This is a genomic window from Runella sp. R0.1_18 (genome assembly GCF_057652155.1).
In genome coordinates, this window is sequence record NZ_JBYFCK010000005.1 from 376,729 (window position 1) to 388,946 (window position 12,218).

The 12,218-nt window shown below is 45.0% G+C and carries 11 protein-coding genes; 5 read left to right on the forward strand and 6 right to left on the reverse strand.

Annotated elements, in window-relative coordinates; all coding sequences use genetic code 11:
- Window positions 1–89: 89 nt before the first annotated feature.
- The 4 genes from AC23P2_RS11980 to AC23P2_RS11995 all read right to left on the reverse strand — a co-directional run bounded on the left by AC23P2_RS11980 (window position 90) and on the right by AC23P2_RS11995 (window position 2,055).
- Entirely contained in the window at window positions 90–1,304 is a 1,215-nt protein-coding gene (locus tag AC23P2_RS11980; protein WP_487773414.1) for a lanthionine synthetase LanC family protein, read from the reverse strand.
- 188 nt (window positions 1,305–1,492) lie between these two features.
- On the reverse strand, window positions 1,493–1,621 hold the full coding sequence (locus AC23P2_RS11985) for a class I lanthipeptide (RefSeq protein ID WP_472491052.1): 129 nt from the start codon (window positions 1,619–1,621) through the stop codon (window positions 1,493–1,495).
- A 40-nt stretch (window positions 1,622–1,661) separates the two neighbouring features.
- Window positions 1,662–1,829 (reverse strand): class I lanthipeptide, encoded by a 168-nt coding sequence (locus AC23P2_RS11990; protein ID WP_472491054.1) that lies wholly within the window; start codon window positions 1,827–1,829, stop codon window positions 1,662–1,664.
- A gap of 58 nt (window positions 1,830–1,887) precedes the next feature.
- Window positions 1,888–2,055 carry a class I lanthipeptide gene (locus AC23P2_RS11995; protein WP_472491054.1) on the reverse strand — a complete coding sequence of 56 codons (168 nt, stop codon included), beginning with the start codon at window positions 2,053–2,055 and terminating at the stop codon, window positions 1,888–1,890.
- A gap of 260 nt (window positions 2,056–2,315) precedes the next feature.
- Here AC23P2_RS11995 and AC23P2_RS12000 point away from each other — a divergent pair, with 260 nt between their 5' ends.
- The 4 genes from AC23P2_RS12000 to AC23P2_RS12015 all read left to right on the forward strand — a co-directional run bounded on the left by AC23P2_RS12000 (window position 2,316) and on the right by AC23P2_RS12015 (window position 7,563).
- Window positions 2,316–5,513 carry a ligand-binding sensor domain-containing protein gene (locus AC23P2_RS12000; RefSeq protein WP_487773415.1) on the forward strand — a complete coding sequence of 1,066 codons (3,198 nt, stop codon included), beginning with the start codon at window positions 2,316–2,318 and terminating at the stop codon, window positions 5,511–5,513.
- A gap of 136 nt (window positions 5,514–5,649) precedes the next feature.
- Window positions 5,650–6,066 carry a globin family protein gene (locus tag AC23P2_RS12005; RefSeq protein ID WP_472491057.1) on the forward strand — a complete coding sequence of 139 codons (417 nt, stop codon included), beginning with the start codon at window positions 5,650–5,652 and terminating at the stop codon, window positions 6,064–6,066.
- A gap of 3 nt (window positions 6,067–6,069) precedes the next feature.
- Window positions 6,070–6,708 (forward strand): sensor histidine kinase, encoded by a 639-nt coding sequence (locus AC23P2_RS12010; protein WP_487773416.1) that lies wholly within the window; start codon window positions 6,070–6,072, stop codon window positions 6,706–6,708.
- Window positions 6,709–6,801: 93 nt separating this feature from the next.
- Complete coding sequence (locus tag AC23P2_RS12015; protein WP_487773417.1) at window positions 6,802–7,563, forward strand: LytR/AlgR family response regulator transcription factor; 762 nt, start codon at window positions 6,802–6,804, stop codon at window positions 7,561–7,563.
- A gap of 175 nt (window positions 7,564–7,738) precedes the next feature.
- On the opposite strand, the gene AC23P2_RS12020 is transcribed toward AC23P2_RS12015, so the two are convergent.
- The gene (locus AC23P2_RS12020) at window positions 7,739–8,461 is read right to left on the reverse strand and encodes a head GIN domain-containing protein (protein ID WP_487773418.1); all 723 of its coding nucleotides are present in this window, start codon (window positions 8,459–8,461) and stop codon (window positions 7,739–7,741) included.
- A 286-nt stretch (window positions 8,462–8,747) separates the two neighbouring features.
- Between AC23P2_RS12020 and AC23P2_RS12025 the strand changes: the two genes are divergently transcribed.
- Window positions 8,748–9,614 (forward strand): TIM barrel protein, encoded by an 867-nt coding sequence (locus AC23P2_RS12025; protein ID WP_487773419.1) that lies wholly within the window; start codon window positions 8,748–8,750, stop codon window positions 9,612–9,614.
- A gap of 378 nt (window positions 9,615–9,992) precedes the next feature.
- Here AC23P2_RS12025 and AC23P2_RS12030 read toward each other — a convergent pair whose 3' ends face one another.
- On the reverse strand, window positions 9,993–12,191 hold the full coding sequence (locus AC23P2_RS12030) for a penicillin-binding protein (protein ID WP_487773420.1): 2,199 nt from the start codon (window positions 12,189–12,191) through the stop codon (window positions 9,993–9,995).
- Window positions 12,192–12,218: the final 27 nt, after the last annotated feature.

The window sequence follows — 12,218 nt, forward strand, 5'->3', positions numbered from 1 at the left end:
CTGTCTGCCTGACTCAAAAAAAGGGGAGCGAAGCGTGGTTTTTTGCCATTAAGCAGTGTCATTTTGCTACGGAAGCGATTTACCAATTTTTACAACAACAACAGAAACCGTTCCCAAGCCCTTGGCGCCCCCAAATACGTCAAAAGCGCCATGCCAATGCTAGCCTCTCCGTCGAGTAATGATAAGTTTGATTCGTATCTCTCGCCGTTATAACTCAAAAAAACGTCGTTGCTCTCAGTCGGTTGGACGTAGTCAAATGTCTTTGAGAGCCAATGAGCTTCTGTTGCTCCCAGCAGGTGTTGTGGAAAAGCTTTGGCAAATTTTCCAAAGAGATACGCCGCCCCCAAAGTGCCGTGGCAAAGTGCCGCGTCTTTCATCGCCACATCACGGCCTCGACGCGCCGCTGCGCGGGTAATCGTTTGTTCGGCAATCTCGACCCAAAATTCGTTTTGGAGTTTTTGCCCCGCCAACAAAAACGTATTGGCTATGCCCAAATCTCCATAACACCACGCAAGGCGGCTCTCTTGGTCGGGCGCATTGGCCTGAATTACGCTCGGAAACACCGATTGCGCACTTTTATTACGAACGTTCCACATCCACCGAAGCGCCCCCGCAATCAGTTCTTTACAAAGAGCTGGTGCATGGCCTTTTTCGTAAAGAAGTGTTAAAATAGCCACAATACTGGCGGTTCCGTGCGACAACCCCAAATTATACAAAGGAGGCGAAGAAGCGCCTCGACGGCCAAAATCATCAAACTCCCACGTAATGCTACCACTTGGAAAACGAACGGCTACCAACGATAGCTGTTCGACAATGTGGTCGATGTACGAAGTTATTTTAGGACTGGGGGTTCGTTCCAAAAAATACAAACACACGCCAAGCGCCCCGTGCAAATAGTCAAAATTACCGTCGGCCAACAACAACATCGCACTTTCAAACAACCCTTCGTCGAGGTCTTCGACAATCGACTGCGGGTCTGTTTCGTCGTCTTGCAATAAGCCTTCGTTGAATAAATGCAAAAAGCCCCACGCGACCCCCGCGATTCCACCCGCAAACGAATGAATGAGTTTGCCTTCTTGAACATCATTGAGGCTCGATGACACCCGTTCCCAAATTCGTCCATCGTCTTTGATTCCAAAATGGCGGTGATAATACGCCTCAAACAAGGCATAGCCCATTTGCCCCCCCAACAGCGACGCGTGCCCATCGGTTGGCTGACCCGCAATATGCTGATAGATTCGATCTAAAATAGTTCTACAGTTGGCGGAGAAATCCTCCGAAGTAAGCGTATAAACACTTGTCATGGTTAACTTAGATGAGTAAGGCTTAAAATTCATTGAACTTTCTCAGGGTCTAAAATCAATTTTGCTAAACCGTCATAAATCTCTCTTGAAGCGTAGGCAAGCCACCGTAAGAAAGCGAATATTGGTTATAAAAAAGCAGCCATCCTAAAGAAGGATGGCTGCCACATAAGACCGCTAAAAGCTAGCTACTACAAGCAAAAACAAGTTTTTTTCTGCGTAAAAGGCACGGCACCTCCTTGAGCATCTTGAAGTTGGGTCTTTGAAAGCGATACGACTTTGTCGGTTTTCAGGCTGAGTTTCGACATTTGCTTTTTCATTGCTATTGATTTTTTGGCTGTAAGTGAATGGAAAGAAAAATTAGCAGCTCCAAGATGCGCAAGTAAATGAGCATAAATCTGAGTAGCAGTAGTGTTTTGAGGTAGGGTTCGATTGCGGACGGCCACCTACGACGCCTTGGCTGTTGTCTTTTGACAAGTTTACTACTTTGTCAGTCTTTAAGTTCAATTTTGAAAGTTGCTTTTTCATTGTTGTGTTTGTTTTGTTTTTGTGTTTTGTTTGATTTGAAAAATGAGAGATTAAAAAATTAGCAGCTCCAAGATGCGCAAGTAAATGAGCATAAATCTGAGTAGCAGTAGTGTTTTGAGGTAGGGTTCGATTGCGGACGACCACCTACTACGCCTTGGCTGTTGTCTTTTGACAAGTTTACTACTTTGTCGGTCTTCAAGTTCAATTTTGAAAGTTGCTTTTTCATTGTTGTGTTTGTTTTGTTTTTGTGTTTTGTTTGATTTGTTTGTCGTGATTGACATTGCAAAGGTGGCGGGTAAAACGACGCTAGGAAAAATCAAAAAAGTAAAGCGGTTAAATTCTCCATTGAAACGTTTTAACTCCCTTTCCAACGGTTCATTTGTCGTTTCAATACGGTTTAATTCCCAAAATCCACGACTCGCTTTCTCTTTTTGGGTTTTTACTTCGTAACATTTTAGCTTTAACCCTCTAAAATTGGTCGCATTTATGCCATTTCGCCTGTCGTCCCTGCTCTTTTTGGTTTTCATCTGCTGGGGGCAGCATAGGAGTCATGCCCAATTCTCGAACGTTTCTTTCCAACACCTCGGCCCCGAACAAGGGCTTCCCATTCATTACATCACGGCGGCAGTGCAGGATACCTCAGGTTTTATGTGGGTGGGCACCATGATGGGAATGGTTCGATACGATGGAAAACAGTGCCGTATCTTCGACCACGAACGGCTCAACCCTCATTCCTTGTCGGACATGCTAGTGCGTACCGTTTTTATGTCCAAAAATGGTACGCTATGGGTCGGCACCCAAAATGGATTTAACCGCTTTGACTTCCGAACTCAGCAATTTGAACGATTTTACTTTAGCCAACACGGCAAGCGCTGCAATTACATTCGCTGCGTTGCCGAAGATACCCAAGGGAAACTTTGGCTAGGCACCGCTTCTGGGCTTATCGTTTTTGACCCAATCTCCAAAAAATCAGCACTACTCAAGCTCCCCACCGACGAATCCTCCAAAGCCCAGGTTTATTCCATCAGGAGCATTATGGCCGACGGCGAGACGATTTGGGTGGGTACCGACATGGGGTTGTATCGTTATCATCGTTCGTCTAAGTCGTTTCAGGTATTTTGCAAAAGCGATGAGCTTGGCAGCATCCCCGACAATTCGCTTTCGGCCTTGGCCAAGCACCCCCAAACGGGCGATATTCTGGTAGGGTCGCGGAGCGGAATGGTGGCGTCGTTGAGTTTATCCAGTGAGCTTTTTCGGATCATCAAACTCCCCCTCAAAGAACCCCAAGAAATCAGCCGTATTTTCTTTGACCGTGACCAGACCTTATGGATTTCTACCTTGGGCGAAGGCGTTTTTTATTTTATCAAAAATTCGGACAAAGTAGGGCAGTTTTTATCTGACATCAATACCCCAAGCAGCCTTGGCTCCAACTACGTCAAATCCGTTTTTCAAGACCGTGCGGGGGTTATTTGGTTTTCTACTTCTTACAAAGGACTAAGTCGGTTCAACCCTTATAATCAGTCGTTTCGCTCGTTACTCAAAGATGCCAACGTTCCTCAACCCAATGCCAACGCAAGTACCATCAATCGGATTGCGGTCGATAGCAAAGACAACCTTTGGCTGGCCACAAGCGAAGGTTTACTCTGGATTGATGCAAAAAAAACTGCCCATAAACGCTATTTACACGATCCCAACAACCCTTATAGCCTGACCGACAATTACATCAACAGTGTGCTGGTGGATCGCAACGACGGTGTATGGGTAGGAACTCGTTCGTATTTACACTATTTTGACGTTAAAACGGGCAAATTTACGCACTTCGACCACCTGCCAAACGAAACCAACCCCTCCCCTTCGGAGGATATTACGCGTACCGATTTTGTGGCAGGCAAACTGATTTACGACCTTGCCGAAAGTGCCGACGGGCGCATTTTTATCGGGACTGAAGAAGGTCTGACCATTTACAATCCTAAAACGCGCATTTTCACCAACCATTTTAATGATGCGCAGGTGCGGAAAGTGCCCGTCAATCGTTTTAATTCCCTCTATTTCGACAGTAAAAATTACCTATGGGTAGGCTGCGGGGTCGATGAGGTGCTTTGCATTAGCCCCGATTTGACCAAAACTGTTTCATACCGTTACGAAGAAAGTAACCCCAAAGGACTACCCGACAACGGCGTCATGGCTTTTGCCGAAGACTCCAGGGGAAATATCTGGATGGGAACCGACAACGGATTGGGTTGTTTGAACCGACAAACGCAGCAATTTACCAACTTTACTACCCACAACGGGCTGGCCAACAACTACATATCGGCCTTGATTCGTGTGGGCAATACCCTGTGGATGGGAACGGCCAATGGCTTAACTCGTTTCGAAGAACATGGCAAACGCTTTACCTCTTTTGGCTCGGCCGACAACTTGCAGGTATTGTCGATAGAAACCGAATGCGTCGCCAAAGACAGCCAAGGCAATTTGCTTTTTGGCGGCTTGTACGGGCTGGTGAGTTTTCATCCCAATCAAGTCAAGACCAATTCGTTTATCCCCCCCGTGGCCGTAACGTCGGTCAAAGTGTATGGCAAAGAAGTATTGCCAACGCTTTACCGTCAGGCCAACGTCCCAATAGAGCTAGATTATGACCAAAACGACCTGACGATTGAGGTCGCTGCCCTGAGTTATGACCATTCCGAAAACAATCTATTTTCGTTTTGGCTCGAAGGCATTGAAAAAACCTGGGGAGCGCCCACCCATCAAACCACCCTCAATTACCTCAATTTACAGCCCAATGAATATATTTTGCACGTGCGAGCGGCCAACAACGACGGTGTCTGGAACCCTGTCCCGTACCACCTGCACATCATCATTCATCCACCCTTCTGGCAACGTTGGTGGTTTCGGCTTTTGGTGCTTGCTACCCTGATTGGTTCGGGCGTGTATTTGTACCGCTGGCGGGTCAAAATGATTGAACACGAACACGCCACCGAAGTAAAACTGTTGGAGGAACAACAAACGCTTCAAAATCAATTGAACCAAGAATTGACCGAAAAACTCGACTACCAACAGAAGTTTGAAATAGCCCAAAAACAACAAGCCGAGACAGAACGTAAAACGATTTTGCTGGAACGAGAAAAGTTTTTATCCAAATACCAAAACCTTGTCAATCAGCTCAATCCGCACTTTTTGTTCAATAGTTTGGCCGTGCTCGACAGTTTGATTTACAAAGACCATAAACTGGCCTCGAAGTACCTGCGTCAGCTAACAAAGGTATATCGCTACCTCATCGAAAACGACGACCACGAAACCGTGACGTTGGAACAAGAATTACGTTTTGCCCGCGATTTTGTCAGCCTGCTTCACATGCGTTATAGCGACGGGCTACAGATTGACATCCACCTGTCGGAAACTTTAAACCAAAAACGAATTGTCCCAGTGACGTTCCAAAACCTGATTGAAAACGCCATCAAACACAACGTTACCGCTTTGGAATCACCGCTGAAAGTGCTGATATATGAAGACAATGATTACCTGATTTTTGAAAATAACTTACAAAAACGAGGCACCGTTGCGACCTCCAACAAACGTGGACTCAATGATTTTAAGGCGTTGTACAGCTACCTAACCAACCGACCACTGTTTATCGAAGAAACAAACACGCATTTTGTCGTACGGGTGCCCTTATTAGATTAACGGTTCGCCCAAGTTTTTAGGACGGATTAAGTCGCGAAACCCACGACTCAATTGCTTTTTTTGTAAAGTCCCCATTGAATTTACATAATTTCAGCCATCTGATTAGTACATCAACCCTTGCTCAATTGTTGAAACCATGAATGACCAACAGAAAAGACTCGTCCAAACAAGTTTTGCGCGTATTGTTCCTAAATCTGAATATGCCGCCAAAGTTTTTTATGGTCGCTTATTTGAAATTATCCCCGAAGTACAACCTTTGTTTAAAAGCGACCTTAAAACCCAAGGTATTAAGTTGTTTCAAGTCATAAGTTTTGCGGTTTGTTCGTTAGATAACATGGACGAGTTGCTCCCTTTGCTCCATGATTTGGGGCGCCGCCACGTAAAATATGGCACAAAAAATGAACATTATGCCTTTATTGGAGAATCACTGATTTGGACACTTGATAAAGTACTTAAAGACGATTTCACGCCCGAAATTCGGCAAGCGTGGCTCGATGTTTACAGCCTAATGGCTGCTGCTATGACCGAGGCAGCCAGCCAAGAAATCACCTAATCTATGAAACCACTCGCTAACCAACCTAACCAATCCCCCGAAATCCCCGCAACACCAGCGAGTGAAGTACCCAACTATGACAGTACCCAATCCGACGTCAGGTACCAGAGTTTAGTTAGCCAACTAAACCCGCACTTTTTGTTTAATAGCCTCGCCACCTTAGAAAGCCTCATTTACAGCGATCAACGACTCGCCGTCAAGTTTCTGAGCCAACTTACGCGGGTGTATCGCTACTTACTTTCGACCCGCAACACCCCGCTCATACCACTCAGCGATGAGCTAAATTTTATTAAAGATTATGCCGACTTGCTCCAAACTCGCTTTGGGAAAGGACTTACGGTGCTCATCGACGTGCCACCTCAGTATTTTGAACGAAAGCTTGTTCCTGCTGTTTTGCAAATTTTAGTAGAAAACGCGACCCGTCACAACATTACCGACCCCGATAGTCCATTGACAATATCAATAAAATCAATTGATAACCAATTAATTATAGAAAACAACCTTCAAAAGAAGCAAATTTTAGAACCAAAACGCAACGAAGCCCTTCAAAGTCTCACCGACTTGTATGCTTATTTTTCGAGTGTACCCATGGTCGTAGAACAAACCCCCGAAACCTTCCGAGTCACCCTGCCTTTGCTGTGATTTTGGTTGTTGGTTATGGGTTAACTGATTGATTGGTTATTGGTTTTCCCTAATTCGTAATTCTCAATTCGTAATTCCCAAGTCCTAACTTATATGAAAGTCCTAATCGTAGAAGATGAAATTTTGATTGCTGAACAGCTCCAACGGATGCTAAAAGACATCGCCCCCCAAACGGAAATCCTTGACGTACTCCACAGCGTCAAAACCGCCCGCCGTTGGTTTATGCAAAATCCTGAACCTGATTTGCTGTTTATGGATATCCAACTTTCGGATGGTATCAGCTTCGACTTGTTCAATTATTTCGACATCAAATGCCCCATTATTTTTGCGACCGCCTACGACGAATACGCCATCAAAGCCTTCAAAGTAAACGGTATCGACTATTTGCTCAAGCCCATTGATGAAGAGGATCTTATTCGGGCGTTGGAAAAATACAAAGCGCTGAAAAAGAATGCCCAGATGCCGACTGAGTTGCTCCAGACGTTGGTCAATCACCCAGCGCAAAAAGGGAAGTTGTACAAAGAAAAACTCATTGTGCAGCACCGCAATGCCTCCATTCCTATTTCTATCTCCGACATCGCCGCTTTTTACCTCGACCAAGTCATCTATGTCGTTACGCACGACGGACAAAAATACATTGCCGAACAAAACACGCTTGATGAAGTAGAAGATATTCTGAATCCTATTGAATTTTTCAGAACAGGCCGCCGACAAATTATCAATCAGCAAGCCATTGAAAGTTATAAAGGAGACGCGGCAGGAAAATTATACCTAAAACTCAAAACCAATCACCTCTCCGAAGTAGAAATTAGTCGTGAAAAAGCACCCGTTTTCAAGCGCTGGATAGATAGATAAGAATGTCGAATGTCAAGTGCAGAATGTCGAATAAGAAAATACAAAGTTTAAAAAATAACAAATATTCGACACTCTGCATTCTGCACTTGACATTGGATTCGACATTCTGCACTCGACATTGGATTCGACATTCTGCACTCCATTTGACATTCTGCACTTGACATTCGACACTCAACTATGATTCGCTTTTGACGGAGCTGGCACCTGAAGTATTTGAACGAACCGAGGCCGTCCCACGGTAACGCACACTACTAGCGCCACTCGCTTCTACGTCCATTTTGCCATTGACACTCACGCGTACATTGCTTGCGCCCGATACGTCCAAAAATGCTTCTTTTACGGGAAAATCATACGCTCTAAGCGACGTTGCTCCCGATACATCTCCTTCGATACGGTTGGCATTTCCTGTCAATGTAATGCTAGAAGCACCCGAGGCGTCCATAATTATTTTTTGTGCTTTTACTTGAATATCCGACTTAGAAGCCCCCGAAATATCCAAATCGAGTGTTCCTAAATCGTTGAAACCAGAAACCCTTGAGGTCGTTGCGCCCGACAAGTCCAGTCCTTTGAGCGTAGGCATCGAAATCGTCACTGTCACACGCTTGCGGTTTCTGCCCCAGCCCAATGAGTCCTTGTAGCGAATCCGAAGTTTCCCCGCCGAAACACCTGCTTCCAAATCGTCAATATCCTGTTTACGACCTTCCACTTTGACCGAATAATTGCCTTTTGTTACCGAAATTTCGAACGCACTTCCCAACGATAAACGGTCAAAACCTTTTAAATCGTAGTTGCGCGAAATGCGGCTGTCGTCTTGTTTTGAAGAAAATGAACAGGCGACTACTACCAATGCGCTTGCCAACATCGCAAGCATTAACTGACTTCTGAAGATTGTTTTCATGTGGTTACTATTGTTAAAACGGTTGTATTTGGTATTTATCTATAAGATGCACCTAAAACGGCTAACGTTGCATTTTCCTCAAAGTTATTTTTTAATCGTCATACTACTAAGTCGTTTTTGCCGTTTTTAGCACGCAAACGTCTTTGTTTTAGCACAAAGCTCTTTTTTAATTCATAACACACTGAAATACAACTTAGTATCAAATTGATAAATACTTTTCAAGTAATTATCAGATTCTGATTACTTTTGTACGAAGTTCAACCTATCAAATCACCTTTTGTACCAAATGAACCGTAGAACCTTTCTTCAAAGCACAGCGGGTCTTAGTGCTCTTACCATGCTCGGGTTGGAAGCCCGCCCCAATGCCAAATCTGTAGGATTACAGTTGTACACCCTTCGCAGCGACATCCAAAAGCAGGGAATTGAGAAAATTTTGGCCGAAGTTGCCAAACTTGGATATAAAAAAGTAGAAAACTTTGGGTATAACCAAGGCAAGTTTTTTGGAAAAACGCCGACCGAATACCGTAAGATTCTTGACGACAATGGCCTCAAAGCCATCAGCGGTCACTACATGACAGCCCGCTCTAAGGCATTTGGAGACTCAGATGGCTTGACCAAAAATTGGGATAAAATCGTGGAAGATGCCGCAGCGATTGGGCAAGAATACGCAGTTATCGCCTATTTGATTGACAACGAACGCAAACCTGAAGATTACAAACAACTTTTTGACCTGTTGAACAAAGGCTCAGAAGTAGCAAAAAAAGCAGGTCTTACGCTCGGCTACCATAACCACGACTTTGAATTTACCCAAAAAATTGACGGCGAAAAACCATACGACTTGTTGTTGAAAAACACCAACGTCATCATGGAAGTTGATTTGTATTGGGTAGCTAAAGCAGGTGAAAATGCCAACGAATACTTCAAAAAATTCCCAGGTCGTTTCCCGCTTTGGCACGTAAAAGACATGGCCAATACCGAAAAGAAAGAGTTTGCGGAAGTAGGCGTAGGCACCATTGATTTTGGCGCGTTGTTCAAGGATGCCAAAAAAGCAGGCTTAAAACACTATTTTGTAGAACAAGACGTGTGTCAGCGTCCACCACTAGAAAGCATCAAAATCAGCATCGACAACATCCAAGCTGCTAAGTGGGGGTAATTTTGGTTGCCTGTTTTCAGTTTCGGGTTTCTCTCCGTGCTTTCGGTTTCCTGTTTTCGTGTTTTAGGTTTCTCAACGTGCTTTCGGTTTCTCAAAACCGAAAGTCGAGGTTTCTCAAAACCTCGTTAATCTAGGCAAATCATACAAAAAAGGGGTTGTCCAAAAAGTCTGGTATCACCAAATTATCTTCGGCGTCTGTTCAACCTCACGGCAGCGGCCGACCGTCCCCTAAATCCCCCCTCTCCTTTCTGGAGAGGGGGACTTTTAAAGCCCTTCTCCAGAAAGGAGAAGGGTTGGGATGAGGTTGAATCCAAAGAATATTTTGTAACCTGTTACTTTTTGGACAGCCCCTTTTTATTGATGACAGTTCGTCACTTTTTACCTCAGCACCAGCGAGTACATGCCTCCCTGATTGGTATAAGAAGCCACTTTTCCCCGCCCCGAATATTTGACCTTGAAACCGTGATTTTCCAGCAGATACAAGGCATCACGTAGCGACATTCCTTTCAAATTAGGCACTTTCGTAGGATCCGTATCGCGGTTGGCCCACGCAACCTTGTCCCCGTCTTTTTTAGCTTCCACCCAACCATCTACGTTCACAGGTGCTTCGATGTCCATTTCTTCGGCCACAATCCGAATATCATCCGAATGTCCCGCCCGCAGTTGTTTCTGCATTTCCGATGTTTTATTTTTATGCTTCGTCAACGGCGGGTGCATTTTTATGTCGTACCCAATGATACGGTCAGCCACTTCCTTAAACACGGGCGCGGCCACACTTCCCGCGTACAATTGCTCCATGCTAAACCCGCGCGGACTGTCAACGACAATCAAACAAGTATAACGCGGCTCGTCGGCAGGAAAATAACCAATAAACGACGTATTATATAGCCCTTGCAGGTATCGCCCATTGACCAATTTTTGCGCCGTTCCTGTTTTACCCGCAATTTTATAATGCTCATTTCTAATGTTCGTAGCTGTTCCGTGGTCCACTACCCCTTCAAGAATCGTACGCGCTTTTCTGATTGAATTTTCCGACGCAATGCGTTCTTCGCTTTTAAACACAGGATATTCCTGAATCACCTTATCAGCATCTTTTACTTGCTTCACTATCATGGGGCGCACCCAATACCCGTCGTTGGCAATGGCATTATAAAAAGCCAACATCTGCAAAGGCGTCAGCTCCGACTCATATCCGTAGCTCATGTAGGTCAGCGAGGTTTTGCTCCAACGCTTGTCCGACGGCGTCCGAACCCGTGGTGCAGGCTCCCCTTTCATGTGAATGCCCGTAGGCTCGCGCAAATGAAAACGTTTTAAGTACCCCACGTACTTGTCTGCGTGGGCGTAGAAATAATCTTTCATAATCAAATGCACCCCTACGTTCGACGATTTCTCAAATACCTGCTGGGCTGTAATGCTGCCATGCCCCGTTTTTTTGGTATCCCGAATTATCGCCGAACGGTATTTGGCGATGCCATTGCCCGTATGGTACATCTTGTTCAACGGAAGTCCTTCTTCAAAAGCCGCCAACATCGTAGGCAACTTAAACGTAGAACCTGGGTTACTAAGTCCCGCCAAAGCATGGTTGTAGGTTTCGCTGTAGGTAGAATCTGAGGAACGCGACAAGTTGGCAATGGCCCTAATCTCACCCGTTTGTACTTCCATCACAATCACCGAACCGTACGAAGCATTGTAGCGTTCGAGCGTATTGCGCAGGGCTGTTTCGGCAATGTCCTGAAAATTCACGTCAATGGTTGTGTGTAAATCGTAACCATTCACAGGCTGTATTTTTTCATCATCGTCGTTGGGCATAAAAGTTTGGTCGTCCAAGACGCGGTATAAGCCAATACCAGGCGTCCCCGCCAATCGATTATCAAAACTAGCCTCTATCCCAAAAGAGCCGTGCCGTGTTTTTTTGTCTAAATCACCAATGGTACGCTCAGCCAGCGACCCAAACGGGTTATAGCGCTCATAAACCACCGTTAGTTTTCCGCCACGGCTTCGGCCAGTTGTGGCAAATCGGCGAAAAAACGGCCAGCCTTTCCAAGTCCCTTTTACTTTTTTCTTCGATTTTTTATCATAAACAACCCCCGTAAAAGACTGGTTAAGAATGATATTGTACTCACGATACGTTATTCTTCGTTTCACCAGCCGAATGTTGCGATTCCCTTTTTTCTTATTTTTTTCAAACTCATGGCGTGCAAAAACCATCTCACGGCGATAGTCTTCAGCCGTTCTTTGTTTAAATAAAGTGGAAAGAAGCGTCGCCACGGAATCAACGCGACTATAGAAATACGTACTATCCGTGACAGTAGGATCCAGAGATACTTCAAAGTACGGCAGCGACGTGGCCATCAAACTCCCATCATTAGAATAAATGTTTCCACGCATTGCCTCAATGGTATCAATGTGCATCGTGGTTGACATGTGCTCAATCCAAGGCTTATCGTTGTGAAGGGCAAAATGCTGGATATAAAAAATACGGTAAATTACCACTGCACCGAGGACAATCAGGCCAATAGCCACTATCCACGAGCGGCGAGATATATCTTCACGAATATTTTTGGGTCGGGAAAGCATCGTTTAATTTTTTAAAATGGAAACCTC